General features: G+C 66.9%; 17 protein-coding genes. 7 read left to right on the forward strand and 10 right to left on the reverse strand.

Annotated features, from left to right (window positions below; translation table 11 throughout):
* Positions 1-912: 912 nt before the first annotated feature.
* A complete protein-coding gene (locus tag ACTOWK_RS10580; protein ID WP_441330133.1) occupies positions 913-2,175 on the reverse strand; it encodes a DUF418 domain-containing protein in 1,263 nt (420 codons plus the stop codon).
* Between the two features lie 152 nt (positions 2,176-2,327).
* Positions 2,328-2,807 carry an FKBP-type peptidyl-prolyl cis-trans isomerase gene (locus ACTOWK_RS10585; RefSeq protein ID WP_441330134.1) on the reverse strand — a complete coding sequence of 160 codons (480 nt, stop codon included), beginning with the start codon at positions 2,805-2,807 and terminating at the stop codon, positions 2,328-2,330.
* A gap of 210 nt (positions 2,808-3,017) precedes the next feature.
* On the opposite strand from ACTOWK_RS10585, the gene ACTOWK_RS10590 reads away from it, so the two are divergent.
* Positions 3,018-3,515: a C40 family peptidase gene (locus ACTOWK_RS10590; protein WP_441330135.1), complete on the forward strand. Its 498-nt coding sequence runs from the start codon at positions 3,018-3,020 to the stop codon at positions 3,513-3,515.
* A gap of 182 nt (positions 3,516-3,697) precedes the next feature.
* Positions 3,698-4,411, forward strand: coding sequence for a C40 family peptidase (locus ACTOWK_RS10595; RefSeq protein ID WP_051885445.1), 714 nt, complete (start codon positions 3,698-3,700; stop codon positions 4,409-4,411).
* Between the two features lie 1,747 nt (positions 4,412-6,158).
* On the opposite strand, the gene ACTOWK_RS10600 is transcribed toward ACTOWK_RS10595, so the two are convergent.
* Both ACTOWK_RS10600 and ACTOWK_RS10605 read right to left on the reverse strand, forming a co-directional pair.
* Positions 6,159-6,656, reverse strand: a complete 498-nt coding sequence (locus tag ACTOWK_RS10600) for an acyl-CoA thioesterase (RefSeq protein ID WP_031372917.1) — start codon at positions 6,654-6,656, stop codon at positions 6,159-6,161.
* The gene (locus ACTOWK_RS10605) at positions 6,653-7,261 is read right to left on the reverse strand and encodes an NADPH-dependent FMN reductase (protein ID WP_441330136.1); all 609 of its coding nucleotides are present in this window, start codon (positions 7,259-7,261) and stop codon (positions 6,653-6,655) included. The genes ACTOWK_RS10600 and ACTOWK_RS10605 overlap by 4 nt, the downstream gene beginning before the upstream one ends.
* Positions 7,262-7,288: 27 nt before the next feature.
* Between ACTOWK_RS10605 and ACTOWK_RS10610 the strand changes: the two genes are divergently transcribed.
* A complete protein-coding gene (locus tag ACTOWK_RS10610; RefSeq protein ID WP_441330137.1) occupies positions 7,289-7,921 on the forward strand; it encodes a hypothetical protein in 633 nt (210 codons plus the stop codon).
* A gap of 102 nt (positions 7,922-8,023) precedes the next feature.
* Here ACTOWK_RS10610 and ACTOWK_RS10615 read toward each other — a convergent pair whose 3' ends face one another.
* Both ACTOWK_RS10615 and ACTOWK_RS10620 read right to left on the reverse strand, forming a co-directional pair.
* Positions 8,024-9,448: a M16 family metallopeptidase gene (locus ACTOWK_RS10615; RefSeq protein ID WP_441330138.1), complete on the reverse strand. Its 1,425-nt coding sequence runs from the start codon at positions 9,446-9,448 to the stop codon at positions 8,024-8,026.
* 12 nt (positions 9,449-9,460) lie between these two features.
* On the reverse strand, positions 9,461-10,873 hold the full coding sequence (locus ACTOWK_RS10620; RefSeq protein ID WP_441330139.1) for a M16 family metallopeptidase: 1,413 nt from the start codon (positions 10,871-10,873) through the stop codon (positions 9,461-9,463).
* Between the two features lie 204 nt (positions 10,874-11,077).
* On the opposite strand from ACTOWK_RS10620, the gene ACTOWK_RS10625 reads away from it, so the two are divergent.
* On the forward strand, positions 11,078-11,566 hold the full coding sequence (locus ACTOWK_RS10625; RefSeq protein WP_441330140.1) for an NUDIX hydrolase: 489 nt from the start codon (positions 11,078-11,080) through the stop codon (positions 11,564-11,566).
* Positions 11,567-11,622: 56 nt separating this feature from the next.
* On the opposite strand, the gene ACTOWK_RS10630 is transcribed toward ACTOWK_RS10625, so the two are convergent.
* The 4 genes from ACTOWK_RS10630 to ACTOWK_RS10645 form a co-directional block, all read right to left on the reverse strand.
* Positions 11,623-12,333, reverse strand: a complete 711-nt coding sequence (locus tag ACTOWK_RS10630; RefSeq protein ID WP_441330236.1) for a hypothetical protein — start codon at positions 12,331-12,333, stop codon at positions 11,623-11,625.
* A 96-nt stretch (positions 12,334-12,429) separates the two neighbouring features.
* Positions 12,430-12,975 carry a hypothetical protein gene (locus tag ACTOWK_RS10635; RefSeq protein ID WP_441330141.1) on the reverse strand — a complete coding sequence of 182 codons (546 nt, stop codon included), beginning with the start codon at positions 12,973-12,975 and terminating at the stop codon, positions 12,430-12,432.
* A gap of 81 nt (positions 12,976-13,056) precedes the next feature.
* Positions 13,057-14,382, reverse strand: a complete 1,326-nt coding sequence (locus tag ACTOWK_RS10640; RefSeq protein WP_441330142.1) for a dicarboxylate/amino acid:cation symporter — start codon at positions 14,380-14,382, stop codon at positions 13,057-13,059.
* A 176-nt stretch (positions 14,383-14,558) separates the two neighbouring features.
* A complete protein-coding gene (locus ACTOWK_RS10645) occupies positions 14,559-14,984 on the reverse strand; it encodes an ArsR/SmtB family transcription factor (protein ID WP_441330143.1) in 426 nt (141 codons plus the stop codon).
* A 131-nt stretch (positions 14,985-15,115) separates the two neighbouring features.
* Between ACTOWK_RS10645 and ACTOWK_RS10650 the strand changes: the two genes are divergently transcribed.
* The 3 genes from ACTOWK_RS10650 to ACTOWK_RS10660 all read left to right on the forward strand — a co-directional run bounded on the left by ACTOWK_RS10650 (position 15,116) and on the right by ACTOWK_RS10660 (position 19,201).
* Positions 15,116-15,892, forward strand: coding sequence for an SDR family oxidoreductase (locus ACTOWK_RS10650; protein ID WP_441330144.1), 777 nt, complete (start codon positions 15,116-15,118; stop codon positions 15,890-15,892).
* A 122-nt stretch (positions 15,893-16,014) separates the two neighbouring features.
* The gene (locus ACTOWK_RS10655; RefSeq protein ID WP_441330145.1) at positions 16,015-17,187 is read left to right on the forward strand and encodes an MFS transporter; all 1,173 of its coding nucleotides are present in this window, start codon (positions 16,015-16,017) and stop codon (positions 17,185-17,187) included.
* Between the two features lie 307 nt (positions 17,188-17,494).
* On the forward strand, positions 17,495-19,201 hold the full coding sequence (locus ACTOWK_RS10660; protein ID WP_441330146.1) for an alkaline phosphatase: 1,707 nt from the start codon (positions 17,495-17,497) through the stop codon (positions 19,199-19,201).
* The last annotated feature ends 222 nt before the right edge of the window (positions 19,202-19,423 follow it).

Consider the following 19,423-nt stretch of genomic DNA (forward strand, 5'->3'; position numbering starts at 1 on the left):
GGTGGGGTACTTTCGCCGGGTAGGAGCGGCGCAAGCCGCGACATCGCTGCGACGGCCTTGCGGCGCCTCTCTCAGCAAGATCAGACCTAGATCAAACGCCAAAAGCTTCCGCCACTAAAGCGGCGGGTTACTTTCTTTTGTCTAAAGCAACAAAAGAAAGCTAACCAAAGAAAAATGCTTTGTTTTGAATCACAGGCCCGCACGAGCGGTGCAGACGCACGGATTTTTCATACGGGACATCCCTGTCCCGATGAAAAACGGCCCGCATCCATGCGGGCCGCCCTCCGGGTCTTCTGTTGCCTTCGCGAGTGCTCGGCGGCGCACAGCAGCAGCAACAGCAACGGCCGAGGCGACGGCATCGAAATTAGCAGCGCGAACTTGAAGCCACGCGGTCGCGGCTTGCGCCGCTCCTACCCAAGAGCATGTCGCGGCACCCAAAGTTGTCGTTGTCGTTGTCGTTGTCGTGATTTTGATCGGCTTTGCCGCTTTGCCGGTCAATAGCTGACCCGTAGGGCGGCCCGCAAGGATGCGGGCCGTGCGCAAGCAGGCCATGGATGGCCTGTCTGGAGCATCCCTGCGTCGGCTTCGAACGCGCGGGCTTGTGCCCTTGCAAGGAAGGCCTTTTCTTTGGTTAGCTTTGACCGAAGGAACTCCCTGTGGGACTTTTGGGCCAGCAAAAGAAAGTAACCCGGCCGCGTCAGCGGACGGAAGCTTTGCTTTCGCTTGAAGGGTACGCCCGCAGTTGCCAGGACGCGGTCGCGACTTGCGTCGCTCCTACTCCTGAAGCAGCAAGCACCACGCCTCAACCTCGCGCCGCTCCGGCCAGAGCCCAGGGTAGGTGCAATGCAAGTCGCGACCGCACTGTTTCGATCTTTGGCGCACCGATCCCGCAAGATCAAACGCAAACGCTCGCTACGACGTCCGAACCCGCATCGGCGGCCAGCCCCAATAGGTGAAGGCACGCCATAGCCATTCGATCGGGCCGAAGCGGTAGCGCTGCAGCCATGCCGCGCTCAGCAGCATCTGCAGGGCGAACACCGCGAAGGTCGCTGCGATCAGCGCCGCCAGCGGCACCTGCCCCCACAGGCCGACGCCATAGCCGTAGAACGCCAGGGTGCCGATCAACGATTGCGCAAGATAGTTGCTCAAGGCCATCCGCCCGGCCGGCGCGAAGCGCAGCGGCCAGCGCGCACCGCCATGCACGATCAGCACGACCCCGGCGATCAGCGCCAACGCCAACGGCAAGGCGCCGAGCATGTGCAGAGTGCTCGCCGCAACCGAGGCGGCACTGACCGGGGTGAACGTGGGCGAGCTGTCGATGAGCAGGCTCAAACCGGTGAGGGCCACGCCGGCCGGCACGCCGTAAGCGATCATCGACTTCAGGCGATGGCGATGTGCGGCCGGATCAGCGAGCGTGCCGCTGCGCACGAACCAGGCGCCGATCAGGAACAAGCCCAGCACCATCGGCACCATGCTGAACCAGCTCGACACTGTCTCGCCGGCGAAATAAGCGAGCCGTTGCGCCGTCGCCTGCGCATAGTCGCCGTGCGCATAGGCGGCGATTTCGGCGGCGCGCTCGGCCCGGTCGGCGGCGCTGTCGGCGGCCGTCGATTGCGCCACGCCGGGAATCGCCAACACGACGGCGATCATCAGGAAGAAGCCGAGCACGCTCAGATACAGGCACAGACCGATCCGCCACAAGACGCCTGGCGACAACGAGCGCATCGCAAATAGCGCGAACGCGGCCAGCGCATAGGTGACCAGGATGTCGCCGGCCCAGATAAACCAGGCATGGACCAGGCCGATGGCCAGCAGACCGACGCTGCGGCGCAGATACAGCGGGCGGAAAGCGCGCCCGGCCTGGCGCGAGCGTTCGAACATCACCGCAAAACCCATGCCGAACAGCAGCGAGAACAGGGTCCAGAATTTGCTGCGTATCGCCACGTAGACGAAAGCCGACGCGGCGTGATCGAGCCCCCGCAGTTGCGCATCGATGCCGTCGGAAATATCCGTCAGCGGGCGGGTGAACATCTCGGCGTTGCTGAGGAAGATCCCGAGCAGGGCCAGGCCGCGCAGCGCATCGAGTGCGAGCAGCCGTTCATGGGCGGGAATCGGGGCCAGGCCGGGGGCGGCGATGTTGGCGCTCATGCTCTCGCTGTCGTCGGTGGGGGCCATGGCGCTGTCGGCACTCGCTCGGCGCTGGTTGGGCCGCGCCCGCGGCTATCGCGATTCTACGTCCGCGCCTCGGCCGGCAGCGGCCTCGACCCGTCGCCCAAAAAGAAACGGCCCGCGCAGGCGGGCCGTCGCTGATCGCAGAGGCGTCGCGCTCAGTGCGCGTGGCCGCCGTCGCCGTGCACGTGGCCGTGCTCGATCTCTTCCTTGCTGGCTTCGCGCACTTCGACGATCTCGATGGCGAAGTGCAGGTCCTTGCCGGCCATCGGGTGGTTCAGGTCGACGTCGACCACGCTCATGCCGACCTTGAGGATCGTCACCGCGCGCGGGCCGAAGCTGGTCGGCAGCACGGCCTGCATGCCCGGGAACAGCTTGGCGTCCTTGAAGTACTTCTTCGGCACGCGCTGGGTCAGGCCTTCCTGGTGGGCGCCGTAGGCTTCGGCGGCGACCACGTCTACTTCGAACTTGTCGCCGGCTTCGCGGCCGTCCATCGCCTTTTCCAGGCCCGGGATGATGTTGTTGTGGCCGATCAGGATCGCCAGCGCGTCGCGGCCTTCCGAGGTCTCGAGCGGCTCGTTGCCCTGCTCGGACACGGTGTAGTGGAAACGGACGACGCGATCTTTCTCGATTTTCATTGCAGGACCCGACTGGAGACCGCCATCGGGCGATCAGGAAAGGAAACGGCGACACCGTCTTTGAGCGGGCCGCCACAAAACGACACGTGGACTGTCTTGTCGTCTCGGCGCTTAGCCGCCAAGCTATCGGCCGTGACGAAGGCCGCGCATTATCCCGGCAACACCGCTCCCGCGCCAGCGCGGGTGCGCAAGCCGTGGCCGGCGTTGGCCATGGCCGCTGTCCTGTGCGGCCTGCTGGCAGCCTGCGGCGGCGGTCGCGAAGTCGTCCGCCGCCCGCCCCCGGGCAAGCCGGTGCGCGAATGGCCGCGGACCGAGCCGGAAAACCCCGGCGCCGCCAACGCCGTGCTGATGCGGGCGATCAGCCTGGTCGGCACCCCGTACCGCTACGGCGGCAACACCCCCGACAGCGGCTTCGACTGCAGCGGCCTGGTCAACTACGTCTACCGCGACATGCTGTCGCTGAGCCTGCCCCGGACCTCGCGCGACCTGGCCGCCTACCAGGGCCCCAAGATCGAGCCGCTGCGCCTCGCGGCCGGCGATCTGGTCTTCTTCGGCAACCGCGGCAACGTCTCCCACGTCGGCATCTACGTCGGCGAAGGCCGCTTCGTCCATGCGCCGAGCACCGGCGGCACGGTCCGCCTGGACCGCCTCGACGGCGCCTACTGGGTCGACCACTACAGCGGCGCGAAACGGGTTCTCAGGAAGTAACGAGACTTTCATGAATGCGCGATCGGGCATAGCGCAGATGAAAATTGTGAATCAAATCACAGCCTTGTTAACGACCGCCTAACGAAATTTGAACCTATATCTCGCACATGACGGGCATCATCCCCTATCGGTGACGACTTCGTGATTAATACGTGACGACCCAATTGACTCGCCACGGCCGCCTGGCTGCCACCCCCCAAGCACCTTGCGCCACCGCTCGCACGACCACGGTCGTCCGGGCCAGCCAACGAATCCTGCTGACCGCCGCACTCGCGGTCTGCGCCCTGCCCGCCTTCGCCCAGCAGTCCTCTGCGCTGGGTTCGAGCCTCGGCAGTTCCCTCCCGGGCGGCACCTCGCTGCGCAACGACTCGGCCGATGCGCCGGAGCCGACCGCCAGCAACATGCTCCCGGAGGCCATGACCCTGTCTGATCGCGCCCTGCTCCTGGCGACCGACCTCAACCGCCTGCTGGGCCCGAACGTGAACCTCGGCAAGGCCGATATCCCGGTCGCCGAGCAGAGCCGCATCAAGAGCATGCTGCAGCGCGCCCTGGGCCTGCTGGGCACCCCCTACCGCTGGGGTGGCAGCTCCCCGGACCAGGGCTTCGACTGCAGTGGCCTGGTCGGCTACGTGTTCCGCAACGCCCTGGGCATCGAACTGCCGCGCGTCTCGCGCGAGATGGCCAAGACCGGTGCGGTGATCGACCGCGACGCGATGACCGAAGGCGACCTGGTGTTCTTCGGCCGCCGCGGCCGCGTCGACCATGTCGGCATCTACCTGGGCGAGGGCCGCTTCGTGCACGCCCCGCGCACCGGCAAGGACGTGACCGTCTCCAGCCTGGACACCGGCTACTGGAGCGGCAAGTTCATGGAAGCCCGTCGCGTCGACGGCATCTGAGTTCTCGCTTCCCGATCGATATCGACAGGCCGCCTTCGGGCGGCCTGTTGCGTTGTGGGCTGGCGGATCGTTGTCGTGCGACGAACCGTTCCAAATGTAGGAGCGGCGTAAGCCGCGATCAAAGGATGCGCAGAGGCGGTAACGCCTAGGTCGCTCCTCGAAGCGGCGCACTTCCGCGGGGGTAGGAGCGGCGCAAGCCGCGACCGCGCTGCAACGGTCTCGCGTCGTTGCCGGCCGTAGGCCCAGGGTAGGAGTGACGCGAGTCGCGACCGCGTTCCGACGGTATTACGGCGCATCCATCAAGCAAGAGCCAGATCTGAATCAAACGCCAAAAGCTTCCGCCACTAAAGCGGCGGGTTACTTTCTTTTGTCTAAAGCAACAAAAGAAAGCTAACCAAAGAAGTTGCTTCTTTTTGAATCATGGGCCCGCGCGAACGGTGCTTCCGCGGGGATCTACATACGGGACATCCCTGTCCCGATGAAAACGGCGCGCATCCCTGCGCGCCGCCCTCCGGGTCTTCGATTGCCTTCGCTAGGGCAAGGCGACGCAAAGCAACAGCAAAATCTTTACGGCAACGGCAACGGCAACCTGCCGTTGCCGTTGCCGTTGCCGTTGCCGTGAGAGCTTGGCGCAGCGACGAGCTCGCGAGGACGCCTGGAGACCCGTAGGGCGGCGCACAGGACGTGCGCCGTTTTCCGATAAGACAAGGATGTCTTATCGGAAAATCCCGGCGACAGCTACGTACTCGCAGGGGAGCTTCGTCAAGGAGAGCCCTTTTCTTTGGTTACCTTTCTTTTGGGCTTAGCAAAAGAAAGTAACCCGGCCGCGTCAGCGGACGGAAGCTTTAGATGTTGCTTCACGGCAAGCAACGCCGCAGCGGGACACAACGCGGTCGCGGCTTGCGCCGCTCCTACTCCTCGCGAAAGCACGCCGCTTCGGTGAATGACATTGGCGTTGTTACCTCTGCGCGTCCCTTGGTCGCGACTTGCGTCGCTCCTACCCAAGAGCAACGACGACCGTTGCCGTTGCCGTTGCCGTTGCCGTTGCCGTTGCCGTTGCCGTTGCCATGAAAGCTTGGCGCAGAACCGAACTCACGATGCGATCGTAGACCCGGAGGGCGGCGCACAGGACGTGCGCCGTTTTTCGATAAGACAAGGATGTCTTATCGGAAAATCCCCGCGAACGCACCGAACTCGCAGGGGAGCTTCGTCAAGGAAGGCCTTTTCTTTGGTTACCTTTCTTTTGGGCCAGCAAAAGAAAGTAACCCGGCCGCGTCAGCGGACGGAAGCTTTAGATGTTGCTTCACAGCCTTACGGCAAGCAACGCCGCAGCGGGACACAACGCGGTCGCGGCTTGCGCCGCTCCTACTCCTCGCGAAAGCACACCGCTTCGGTGAATGACATTGGCGTTGTTACCTCTGCGCGTCCCTTGGTCGCGACTTGCGTCGCTCCTACCCAAGAGCAACGACGACCGTTGTCGTTGCCGTAATGTGCTTGACGCAGTTCCGAACTTGCGATGCCATCGCAGCGGACAGAAGCTTTAGAAGTTGCTTCACTGCCCCTGCGGCAAGAAGCGCCGCAACCGCAAGCTGCGCGGTCGCGGCTTGCGCCGCTCCTACTCCTCGCGAACGCACGCCGCTTCGGTGAATGACATCGGCGTTGTTACCTCTGCGCGTCCCTTGGTCGCGGCCTACGCCGCTCCTACTTTGGGCACACAGCAACCGTATATCGAAGGAAGCAACAACCCTCACCCCTCGTGCACATACCGCTCCACCGTCGCCTCGATCCCCTTGCTCAACTCCATCACCTTGAGCGCGTACTCGGCCAGGCGCTTGTCGTCCTCGGTGACCGGGGTCCACGAGGGCACCGGGGTCGGCTTGCCTTCGACCTGGTCCATGGCGACGAACACGATCACGCAATGGGTGCACAGGCGTTCTTCGGGCTCGCCGTCGTCCAGGCCCGGGTCGCGGGCCTTCACGTCGACTGCGAAGTGCATGCTGCTGGTGCCGGTGTGGATCAGCTTGGTGTGCACGGTGACCAGGTCGCTGATCCGAATCGGGGCGACGAAACGGATGCCGCCGACGGCGACGGTCACGCTGTACTTGCCGCTCCAGCCGACCGCGGCGGCGTAACCGGCCTGGTCGATCCACTTCATCACCATGCCGCCGTGGACCTTGCCGCCGTAGTTGACGTCGGTCGGCTGCGCCAGGAAGCGCAGGTTCAATTCGCGTTGCTGGCCTTTCATGCCGGAGCTCCCTGGTAAACCTTGAGATGGCGCACCACGGCGGCACCGACGCGATGCACGGCATCGCGCTGGCGCTCGTCGTTCAATTGGCCGAAATCGCTGAGCTTGTCGGCGGCCTGGCCGACCGCGACCTGCTGCGGCACCACGATCAAACCCAGCTTGGCCAGGGCGTCGCGCAGCACCAGCAGCGAGCGTAATCCGCCGAGCGGGCCCGGCGAGGCCGAGACGATGCCGGCGACCTTGTCGGCGAACAGCGCGGTGCCGGAACGACCGTCGGCGAGCGGGCGCGAGATCCAGTCGAGGGTGTTCTTGACCAGCGCCGGCATCGAGCCGTTGTACTCGGGCGTGCTGATCAGCAGGCCGTCGTGTTCGGCCAGCAAGGCCTGCAGGCGGCGCGCCTGTTCGGGCATGGCCTCGGCTTCGATGTCGCCGTCGTAGATCGGCAAGGGGTAGTCGCGCAGCTCGATCAGGGTCACTTCGGCGCCGGCGGCACGCGCGCCTTCGACCAGCACCGGGATCAGGCGGCGGTTGTAGGAGCCCGAGCGCAGGCTGCCGGCGAAGGCGAGCAGACGCACCGGCGAGACGGCAGGGTTGGCGGGGGGCATGAGGTGCTCCGTGGCGAGGCGCCGATTATGCGCGAGGCACCGCAGCGGCGGGAGCTTGAAACCCGGCGCCGGCAAGGCGATGCTCCGCGCATCCGCTCCGGGGAGGGACCGCACCTGCTTCGCACGACGACGACGGCGGCGATCGCCGTTCCACCGCTGCCCATGCCGGCCGATCGGCTCGGCGCCTTTTGCCCGCACCCACCAGACAGGCCCGGCATGAAACAAGTGTTCTATGGCTTCGGCGTCTTCGTCGTCGCGTTCCTGATCGGCGCCGGCCTCGCCCGCTTCGGCGCGCCCGGCGACGACACCGCCCTGCTGATCGGCGGCGGCATGCTCGCGGTCGGTCTGGTCCTCGGCTACAAAGCGCTGGAAGCGGTCGCGCTGCTGTTCGCGCCGGTCGTGCTGGCGCGCATGGCGGTGCGTTGGGCCGCCACCGGCAGCCCGGTCGAGCGCGACCAGCGCCGCGAGCGCGGTGCGTGGCTGGCTCGGCTGATCTTCATTCCCCTGTACGGGGCGTATTCGCTGCTGACCGGCGCCATCGTCGGCGCGTTTCCAGGCGGCTACGGCCTATTCGTCACCGGCCTGTTGTACGGCGTGGTCGGGCTGCTCTTCGCCGGCCTCGCGGCCGGCGTGGTGCTGAAGTGGTTCGGCGAGAACTGAGCGCCGCCGCTTCGACATCGGCATCGGCGCGACACCTTGCAGAAACGACGAAGCCCCGGCCATCGACGGCCGGGGCTTCGTGTTTGCGACGATCGCCGGGGCTTACTTCTCCAGCGTGAACTCGCCGTATTCCTTGAGCTGGCCTTCGACGGCCTTATAGTCGCCGACCACGACGATCGACTGGTCCTTGGAGGCGTAGTACTTCTTCGCCATCGCCTGGACCTGCTCGGCGCTGATCGCGCGGATCTTCGGCACGTACTCGCCGAGGAATTCCGGCGGCAGGCCGTACAACCAGTTGCTGGCCAGCGAGGCCGCGACCGAGCTCTGCAACTGGTTGCCGATCAAATAGCCGCCGGCGACGTAACGCTTGGTGTCTTCGAGCTCCTGCGCCGGCACCGGGTAGTCGTTGAGGCGGCCGAATTCGTAGATGAATTCGCCGATCGCCGCGCCGGTGACCTCGTTGCGGACATCGGCCGAGGCCTGGATGCTGCCGCCGTCGCGCAAAGCGTTGAGGCCACCGCGCGCACCGTAGGTATAGCCCTTCTCCTCGCGCAGGTTCTGCATCAAACGGCTGCTGAAACCGCCGCCGAGCACGATCCCGGCCAACTGCGCCGGCAGGTAGTCGGTATCGGTCGCGGCGATCGCCGGACGCCCCAGGCGCACCGCCGACTGCACGCTGCCGTCGCGCTGCACGAAGATGCGCTGCGGGTCGGCGCTGGCGCGCGCCGGAACGGCGTCGGCGATGGCTTCGCCGCTGGCCTTCCATTGGCCGAAGGCGGCTTCGGCGAGCTTGAAGCCCTCCTCCGCGCCGATCCGGCCGGTGACGATCAGCAACGCACGGTCCGGACGGAAACGACGCAGGTGTTCGGCCCGCACCTTGTCGGCGGTGACCGCGCCGATCGCCGCTTCGGTGGGCTGGCTGCGCGCATAGGGATGATCGCCGTAGGTCGCCTTCAGCAGCGCGCGCGTGGCCTTGAAGCTCGGCTGCGCCTGCGACACCTTCAGGCCTTGCAGGGCGTTGGCCTGGGCGAGCTTGACCTCGGCATCGGGGAAGGTCGCCTGCTGCGCCACTTCCGACAACAGCCGCATCATCGGCTCGGCCTGCGACGGCAGGGCATTGGCGCTGAGCAGCACGCCGTCGTTGAGCGCATTGGCGCCGATCGCGCCGCCGTAGCCCTGCGCGGCCTCGGCGATCGCCTTGGCGTCGCGCTTGGCCGTGCCCTGGGTCAACAGGCCGGCATACAGGGAAGCAAAACCCGAGGCATCGGGGCCGTCGCTGGCATAGCCGGCGCTGCGCACGGCGAGTGCATAGTCGACGCGCGGCAGCCCTTTGCGCGGCACCACCCAGACTTGCAGGCCGTTGGCGAGGGTCTTCTGGGCGATCTGCGGCACCGGCAGGGCCTTGTCGGCGGCCAGCGGCGGCAGTTGCTTGGGCAGCTTGGCGGCGGGGCCGGCGACGGCGGTACCGACCGCGCAGACCAGGGCCAACGAGGTCGACAGCGCGAGCAGATTGTTGTGGATTCTCATGTCGTCTCCTCCTCAGTTCGCCGCCGACGGCGCGGCCGCGGCGGGCTTCGCGGCCGGCGTCGCCATCGCGACCGGCTTGCGGTCGATCACGGTGCGGTTGGCGCGGGTCAGATAGGTCTTGGCGACGCGCTGCAGGTCGGCCGAGGTCACCCCTTCGATCCAGCCGGGGATCTTGTTGACCACGTTCGCATCGCCCCACAAGGTCTGCATGCGCGCGACGGTGTCGGCGCGTTCGATGTAGCTTTCCAGGCCGTTGTACCAATCGGCGAGCATATGGGTCTTGACCCGCTTCAGAGTGGCCGCGTCGACGCCGTCGCGGGCGACCTTCGCCACTTCCTCGTCGATCGCGGCGAGCACCGCATCGGCATTGGTGTCGGGCTTGTACAGCGCGAACAGGGTGAACAGAGTCGGGCCGTTATAGGTCCAGGGGTCGGTCAGGCCGTACAGCGCGTCGATGTTGAGCGCGATCTGGCGCTGCTTCACCAGCCCCTGGTACAGACGCGAGGCCTCGTCGCCGGCGAGCAGGCTGCCGAGCACCGCCATCGGCGCGTGGTCGCGGCTGCCGCGGGTCGGCATCTTCCAGGCCGCAGCGATCGCCGGCACCTGGGCCAGCGCGTCGGTCTGTTCGATGCGCTTTTCTTTCGTGTTGAGGCCTTCTGCGAAATCCGGCGGCGGCGGGGTCGGACGGCCCGGGATCGCGCCGAAATACTTGTCGGCGAGCTTGAACGCGTCTTCCGGGCTGATGTCGCCGGCGATGCCGAGCACGGCGTTGTTGGGGCCGTAGTAATCGCGATGGAAAGAGCGCACGTCTTCGAGGCTGGCGTTCTCCAGGTCCTGGAAGCTGCCGTAGCCGTCGTGGTTGTTCTCCCACTTCTGGAACGCGTGCTGGCCGATGTCGATCCACATGAAGCCGCCGTAGGGCTGGTTCTTCACGTTGACCCGGATTTCTTCCTTGACCACGTCCTGCTGGTTCTTCAGCGTGGTCGGATTGAAGTCGAGGGTCTTCATGCGGTCGGCTTCGAGCCACAGGATGCGGTCGAGGGCCGAGACCGGCGCGACTTCGATGTAGTTGGTGAAGTCGGCGCGGGTGGAACCGTTGTTGCGCCCGCCGCCGCCGCTGATGACCTGGTCGAACACGCCCTTGGGCGCGACCGGCGTACCCTGGAACATCAGGTGCTCGAACAGGTGGGCGAAGCCGGTGCGGTTCTTGGGCTCCAGCCGCATGCCGACGTGATAGACCACGCTGACGCCGACGGTCGGCGAGCTGTGGTCCTGCGAGACGACCACGGTCAATCCGTTGTCGAGTTTCTTGACTGCGACCGGCAACTGCCAGCGATCGCTCTCGGCCGCGTGCGCAGTGGCGAACGCGGCGGTCGTGATCGTGGTCAGACCGGCCAGCAGCACGCAGAGGTGACGCTTGCGCATGGGAATCTCCCTGTCCTGTCGAATGAGTCCGTCGGCCGTCGCGGGACCGCTGGATGCGACGCGCCGGAGGCTCCGGCACCCTAACCCGGGACGGGCCCGCCGATACGGGTCGAAAGTCACGTAGGGGGATCGGCGGCGCTGGTCGTTGCGGGACGAATCGCCGACACTATGCGGCCCCGCTCCTGTTCTGCAGATCCCCCGCCGATGCCGTACACGCCTATCGTGGCCACCCTGGGCTACGTGATTTCGCCCGATGGCCGCCAAGTCCTGATGGTCCACCGCAACGCGCGCCCCGACGACCATCAGCTGGGCAAGTACAACGGCCTGGGCGGCAAACTCGAAGCCGACGAGGACGTGGTCGCCGGCATGCGTCGCGAGATCTTCGAAGAAGCCGGGATCGACTGCACCGCGATGAACCTGCGCGGCACCATCAGCTGGCCCGGCTTCGGCAAGCACGGCGAAGACTGGCTGGGCTTCGTGTTCACCATCACCGCCTTCGACGGCACGCCGTTCGCGAGCAACCCCGAAGGCACGCTGGACTGGGTGCCGATCGAGCGCCTGCACGAGTTGCCGATGTGGGAAGGCGACCGCGAATTCCTGCCGCTGGTGTTCGACGCCGACCCCCGCCCCTTCCACGGGGTGATGCCGTACCGCGACGGGCGCATGCAGTCGTGGAAGTTTTCGCGGATTTAAGCGGGGCGGATTTAAGCCGAGCGGACTTGAGCGGGACGGATCTGAGCGCAGCGCGCTCAGGCGTCGCCGATCCGCCGCGTCAGCTCGTCCCAGCGCACCTCCCAAACACGGCTGCTCAGGCTCCACGGCGGGACCTCGCGACCGAATGCCCCGGTCGGCGTTTTGTCGAATGCCGGGCCGGCGAACTCGATGGAGAGCACCAGGCCCGAACGCGGCGCGCGGCGCAACACCGCGGCACGCGCCGGCCGCATCGCGCTGCCTGAGAGGTCGCCGCCGCGTTCGCGCCAGACGCTTGATTCGCGGTCGAACACCACCAGGCAACGTGCGGCATCGATCTTGAGCAGATGGATTCGGCCGCTGCTCTCGGGTTCGAGCAGGCACAGCGCGTCCTCGAACTCATAACGTTCCTCGTCGACCGCCCCCAACGCCAGGTCGGCCCAGTACGCACCGAACAGCCGCTCGCGGTTGCCGAGCGCAGCCTTGCGTTTGCTCCAGGACTGCCGGACCGCCATGCAGGCCAGCACCGCAAGCGCGAGCGACCACGCTTGAAAGCGCCAGCCGGAACCGGCGCCCAGCGCATGCAGCCACCAGGCCGGTCCTCGCCATAGACCCACCAGCACGAGGCCCGCGGCGGCGACTAGCACGGCGATCGCCCTGGGCGAGCGCAGGCGCGACGCCCAACCCGGGCCAGGCGCGCGTTTGCCGAACTTGGCCAGGACTTGCAGCTCGCGCGCCGTCATCGGGCACGAGACGATTTCCACCGACATCCTTGGTCCTTGTTGGCCGCACCCGATCGAAGCCAGAGCGCGCGTTGCGTTGGCGAAGCGCACCAGTATCTTCGATCCGCCCGACTAACGCGCCGGCTATCCGCCGACCCGTACCGAGCCTTTGCCGTCTTCCTGCTCGAACACGAAGCTGAAGGCCAGGCTGACCGCCACGGCTTCTTCGCGGCCGCTGACGCAACCCTGCTCGTCGATCGGGCGAGCACCGGGATAGACGCAGCGGAACGCCGGGTCGAAACGCCATTGCGCCACCGCATTGCGCGCAGCTTCGACGAAGCGCGGATCGGTCTGGGCCGGGCGCGGGCAACCGCTGGCGGCATCGTCGATCGGCTGGCTGTCCATGACCTTGCCGTCCTCGCCGATGGCCACGCGCAGGCAGATGGTCTGCGGCGGCAGGCGCTGGGCCAGCAGCACCGGTGGATACAGCGGGCTGGGATTGCCGTACTCGGCCAGCGGCATCTGGAAGGTTTCGTTGTCGGCCAGCTGCATGCGCTCGCTGGCCGGCATCAGCTTGTCGATCGAACGCACGCCGACCTGGCCGCTGCGGCCGGCCTCTTCGGCCTCGGGCGGGCTCGGGCTCGGGCGCGTCGCGCACGCCGCCAGCAGCAGGCTCAGGCCCGGGACCAACAGCAGGAACGGCCATCGCGCCGCCGTTCCGCCTGTTCGCTTACATCGACGCCTCGCAACCTGCATGGCCTTCGTCCTCGCTCAGGCTTTGCTTTCTTCCTCGATCCCGACATTGGTCGGCGCCGCGTCGTAGACCGCCTTGTCGAGCAGACCGGTCTCCTTGGCCACCAGCACCGGCACCAGCATCTGCCCGGTCACGTTGGTCATGGTCCGCATCATGTCGAGCACGCGGTCGATCGCATACAGATAGCCGATGGTCTCCAGCGGCAGGCCGGCGGCGCTGAGCACCACGGTGGCCATGATGACCGCCGTGCCGGGCACGCCGGCGGTGCCGAAGCTGCCGAGCACCGAAGCGATCATGACGATGAAGTACTGGTCGGCGGTCAGCGGCGTGCCGGTGTATTGGGCGATGAACACCGCGCACAGGGCCGGATAGATCGCGCCGCAGCCGTCCATCTTGATGCTGGCGCCGAGCGGCGAGGCGAACGCCGCATAGTCTTTATTGACGCCGAGGTTGTGGGTGATCGAACGCATCGCCACCGGCATCGCCGCGAAGCTCGACGAACTCACGAACGCCACCTGCATGCCGGGCGCGGCGCCGCGGAAGAACTTCAACGGGTTCAGCCCGTGCGCGAGCAGCAGGCCGCTGTAGACCACGACGATGTGCAGGGCGCAGGCCAGGTACAGGGCGAACACGAAATTGCCGAGCGGCAGCAACTTCTCGAAGCCGTAGGCGCCGACCAGGGCGGCGATCAGGCCGAAGGTGCCGATCGGGGTGACTTCGAGCACGAAGCGGGTGACCTGGATCATCAGGTCGCTGGTCTCGCCGACCAGCTTGCGCACTCCGGCGACTTTTTCGCCGAGCTTGACCATGGCGAAGCCGAGCAGGCCGGCGAAGAAGATCACCGGCAGGATCGAGCCCTTGCCGGCCGCGAGCACGGTCTCGCCGGCCGCGTTCTTGGTCGTGCCGATACCGGTCAGGGCGTAGAACGGATTGCTCGGCACGACGTCGAGCAGCACCTTGGTCACGCTGGGCACGTCGCGCGGCTTGTAGCCGCTGTCGATCGCCAGCCCCATCACGCCGCTGCCGGGCTGGAGCACGGTGCCGACCGCCAGGCCGATGCCGACGGCGAGGATCGCGGTGACCGCGAACCACAGGAAGGTGCGCCCGCCGAGCGCGGCGATCGACTTCTGCCCGTGCAGCGAGGCCACCGCGTTGATGACCGCGAAGAACACCAGCGGCACCGCGATCATCTTGATCAGGGTGACGTAGAGATCGCCGAGCGGGCCGAACCAGGTTTCGGCCGCGGGCCCGAAGGCCCAGCCGGCGAGCGCGCCGAGCACGAAGCCGCCGACCACGCGCTGCCAGAACGGAATGCGGAACCACGCGGAGAGCAAGGCGGTCATGACGGACTATCCAGAAGATTCGTCGGAAGACTCCGGCCGGACCAGCCCGGCGCGGAGCGAGCGGCACACCATAAACAGGTTCGATACGCCGCCGGCAAACCCTAGCGCATAAGCCGGCAACGAAATTTCATGAAGAGCGACCGCTTCGGCAAAACACCGCGACGCAGTCCGCGCTTTCATGCACGCGCCTTCGCCGGCGGCGTGCGCGCGGCTTCGTTGCGGCGTACGCGCGCAGGCGCTTTCGCGGGTGGCTTGGCCGAAGCCTTGGGCGGTGTTTTCTTGCCCGGCTGCGCGCCGCCGGCGCCGGCCAGGATCGCCCGCAACAAGCCGGGGAAGCGTCGCTCCAGATCGTCGCAGCGCAGGGTGTTGAGATACTGCGTTCCGGATTTGACCGTGTTGACCAGGCCGGCCGAACGCAGCACGTCGAAGTGCCGCGACAAGGTCGCGCGCGGCAGCGCTTCGTCGATGCAGGCGCCGACGCAGGACACCGGATGGTCGCGGCTCAGCGAGCGCACGATGCCCAGGCGCACCGGATCGGCCAGCGCATACAGCACGCTGGTCATCTCGATGTCGTCGATGGCGGGGTGATGCAGGGGTCTCATGGCGACAGCTTGCAACAAGCCGAGGCCTGCTGCTATGGTTTCCATTGTTCCGAATATCGGAACAACAGAATAACACATCGTCTTCCCCGATCGTCCCTCCCCAGCCGTCCCTCCCCCTCCGGACACCCGACATGAGCACGCTTTCCAGCAAACCCCTGCACGGCAAGACCGCTTTCGTGACCGGCGCCAGCCGCGGCATCGGCCGCGCCATCGCCCTGCGCCTGGCCCGCGACGGCGCCCACGTCGCGATCAACTACGGCGCCTCGCGCGACGAGGCCGAAGCGGTGACCGCCGAGATCCGCGCCGTGGGCGTGCAGTCGGTCGCCATCGGCGCCGACCTCGGCTCGGTCGGGTCGATCGCCCAGGCCTACGTCGCACTCGATGCGTTCCTGCTCGACGCCACCGGCCGGCCCGGCCTCGACATCCTGGTCAACAACGCCGGCGTCGCCGTGGTCGCCACGCCCGCCGACACCACCGAAGCGCAGTTCGACCGTTTGTTCGACGTCAACGTCAAAGGCGTGTTCTTCGCCATCCAGCAGGCCGCGCCGCGCCTCAACGAAGGCGGCCGCATCGTCAACATCTCCTCGTTGTCGACCCGCGTCGCCACCCCGGGCCTGGCCGCCTACGCCGCCAGCAAGGGAGCGCTCGAAACCCTGACCCTGCAGCTCGCGCCCGAGTTCGCCGCGCGCGGCATCACCGTCAACAACGTCTCCCCCGGCGCCATCGAAACGGTCATGAACACCTTCCTGCAGGAAGACGCCGGCCGTACCGCGATTTTGCAGAGCCAGGCGATCCAGCGGGTCGGCCAACCGGAGGACATCGCCGATGCGGTAGCCTTCGTCGCCTCGCACGAGGGCCGCTGGCTCACCGGCACCACGCTCGACGCCAGCGGCGGCAGCCATTTGTAAGCCGCCGGGAATGGGGCATCGGGATTAGAGAATCGTTGGAGCGGCTTCGCGAGCATCCGCCATCTCATCCCGCTTCCGCTCCTGTCTTGCGCTTCCCATTCTCGATTCCAGATTCCCGCCCCATGAATAAACCCCTGTTCTCTCTCCTGCTCGGCGCCTTCGCGCTCGGCTCGGCCGAATTCGGCACGGTCGGGCTGATTCCGTCGTTGAGTCATCAGCTGCACCGCAGCAGCGACGAACTCGGCTGGCTGGTCGCGATCTACGCCATCGGCGTGACCATCGGCGCGCCGGTGCTGACCCGCTTGCTGCAGCGTTACGACGCCCGCCTGACCCTGGCGGTGTCGATGGCCCTGGCCGGCGTGCTGACCGTGCTCGCTTCGGCCAGCGAACACTTCGGCCTGCTGCTGCTCGCGCGGCTGCTGCTCGGCGCCAACCACGGCCTGTTCTTCTCGCTGGCGATGCCGCTGGCCGGAAAACTCAGCCCGCGCTCGACCATCGAGGGCATGTCCCAGGTGGTGTCCGGCCTGACCATCGCCATCGTGTTGAGCATTCCGGTCATGGGATTCGTCAGCGACCACTACCACTGGCAGGCGACGTTCTGGTTGCTCGGCGCCAGCTATTTCATCGCCGCGGCGGCGATGTGGCGCTGGATTCCTGCGCGTGCGAGCGCCCGCGAAATCGACGCGCAGCCGGTCGGTTTCGTCGAGGTGATCTCCAACCCGCGGGTGTTGTCGGCGCTGATGAAGATCGTGTTGCTGTTCGGCGGTTATTTCATCGCCTACACCTATCTGCCCAAGCTCATCATCGATTCGCTCGGCTACAGCCAGGACACCGCCAACCTGCTGCTGTTGCTGTTCGGCATCGGCGTGGTGCTGGGCAACCACGTCGGCGGCATCGCCGCGGCGCGCTTCGGGGTGTCGCGCACGATCGGCTTCAACTACGCGCTGATCGCAGCCTTGTTCCTGGCGATCTATTTCCTGATCGGCCTGCCCTCGGCGGCGTACGCCGGCATCCTGGTGCTCGGCCTGTTCGCGATGAGCGCGACGCCGTCGCTGGGGCACTACGGCATCGAAGTGTCGCGCCGGCTGATTCCGGGTTCGGCCGAGATCGCTTCCAGCCTGACCGTGTCGGGCTACAACATCGGCATCGCCCTGGGTTCGCTGATCGGCGGCGTGGTGCTGCGCCAGGTCGGGCTCAACCAGATCCTGGTGGTCGCCGCGTTCGTGATCGGGCTGGGGTTGGTGGTGAATTTCCTCGAGCACCGCGCCGACCGGCGCCTGGACATGGCGATCTGATCGAGACGGTTTCGCGGGCCGGTGTCGGCGCGGCCTGCGGGTCAGCAGCGTCGTCGCCGAAGGGTCGCGGTCGCGGCTCGCGCCGCTCCTACCCTGGGCCGGCGTCGCTCAAGGGTAGGAGCGGCGCAAGCCGCGACCACGCCGCGGCAGCCACGATGCAATCGTCCGCAACCGCCGCGCCAACCCCGCCTCCAGGCGGACCGCCACGACCGGCAAAGGCGATCCCCCAGGGCATCTGCCCGCGCTCGTTATGGCCGTCACAGACCCGGGGCATAATCGCCGGCTAGTCATCCCTAGCCGGCCGTCCATGTCCAAGCTGCGTTCCGCTTCCGTCCTTCTCGTTCCCGCGCTGCTCAGCGCCTGCGCCGCCGCGCCGACGCGCAGCGACGCGTCCGCGGCGCACGCCGTCGCCATCGACGTCCCCGCGATCCAACACCCGCAAGGCGAGACGCCGGCTTGGTGGTACCGCGACGGCGCCGCCCAGGCCGCGCAGCGCGGCGCCAGCGGCGGCAAGGCCAAGAACGTGATCCTGTTCGTCGGCGACGGCATGAGCCTGACCACGGTCGCCGCCGCGCGCATCCTCGCCGGCCAGCTCAAGGGCGCGCCCGGCGAAGAGAACCGCCTGAGCTGGGAACGCTTCCCCTCGACTGCGCTCAGCAAGACCTACAACACCGATTCGCAGACGCCCGATTCGGCCGGCACCATGAGCGCGATGGCGACCGGGGTGAAGACCCGCGCCGGCGTGCTCAGCATCGGCCAGCAGGCCGTGCGCGGCGATTGCGCCGGCGCGCTGGCGGCACCGATGCTGACCCTGTGGGAGCTGGCGGCGAGCAGCGGCCTGGCGACCGGCGTGGTCACCACCACCCGCGTCACCCACGCCACCCCGGGTGCGACCTTCAGCCATTCGGCCGATCGCAACTGGGAAAACGACATGGACCTGCCGGAGAAGGCCAAGGCCGAAGGCTGCGCCGACATCGCCCGGCAGATGATCGAATCGCCCTACGGCACCGGCCCGGACGTGCTGCTCGGCGGCGGCCGCGGCAACTTCATGACCGTCGAACAGCGCGACCCCGAGTACGACGACAAGGTCGGCCAGCGCCTCGACGGCCGCGACCTGGTCGCGACCTGGAAACAGCGCCACCCCGGCGGTACGTATGTGTGGAACGCCAAGCAATTCGCCGCGGCGCCGAAGAACCAGCCGCTGTTCGGCCTGTTCGAACCCGACCACATGCAGTTCTCGCACGACCGCCCGCAGGACGGCGCCGGCGAACCCTCGCTCGCCGAGATGACCACCGCGGCGATCGAACGCCTCAAGCGGATCAAGGGCGACAACGGCTTCGTGCTGTTGATCGAGGGCGGACGCATCGACCACGCCCACCACCTCGGCAATGCCTACCGCGCCCTGACCGACACCATCGCCCTGAGCGAAGCGGTCGAGGCTGCGAACAAGGCGACCTCGGCCGACGACACCCTGATCCTGGTCACCGCCGACCACTCGCATACTTTGAGCTTCGTCGGCTACCCGGTGCGCGGCAACCCGATGCTCGGCAAGGTGCGCGGCAGCAGCGGCGAAGAAGGCGACCCGAGCGACTACGCCCGCGACGCGCTCGGCATGCCCTACACCACCCTCAACTACAGCAACGGCCCCGGTTACGTCGGCGCCAGCGCGCAGCAGCCCGAAGGCCCGCACCGCTACCCGCACACCGTCAGCGGCACCCAGATGGCCGAGAAAGGCCGCCCGGACCTGAGCAAGGTCGACACCGAACATCCGGACTACATGCAGGAAGCCCTGGTGCCGACCAACGCCGAGACCCACGGCGGCGACGACGTCGGCATCTGGGCACGCGGCCCCGGCAGCGACGCCGTGCGCGGCAGCGTCGAGCAGAACACGATCTATCACTTCATGCTGCAGAGCATGCCGAAGCTGCGCACCGCGCTGTGCGCGAAGGGCGATTGCGACGCGAACGCGATTCCGCTGGCGCTGCCGAAGGCGGGCGATTTCAAGAATCGTTGAAGCCTTCGCGTTAGAAGCAAATCCCCCCTGCCCCCCTTTTCCAAAGGGGGGAACAGCAAAAGCATGACGTTAGGCGCACGTATCGAACATTCTTTGCCATCGCGCACTCGCATCGCCCCCTTTGAAGAAGGGGGCGGGCGCCTGGCATGAGCACGAAGCCTGATATGGGTTTCGGCGCGGGGGATTTGCCGTTCGGCGCGATGCGCGCAGTCCCCACCAGCC

This window comes from Lysobacter sp. CA196 (assembly GCF_052078695.1).
In the GTDB taxonomy this organism is placed as follows: domain Bacteria; phylum Pseudomonadota; class Gammaproteobacteria; order Xanthomonadales; family Xanthomonadaceae; genus Lysobacter.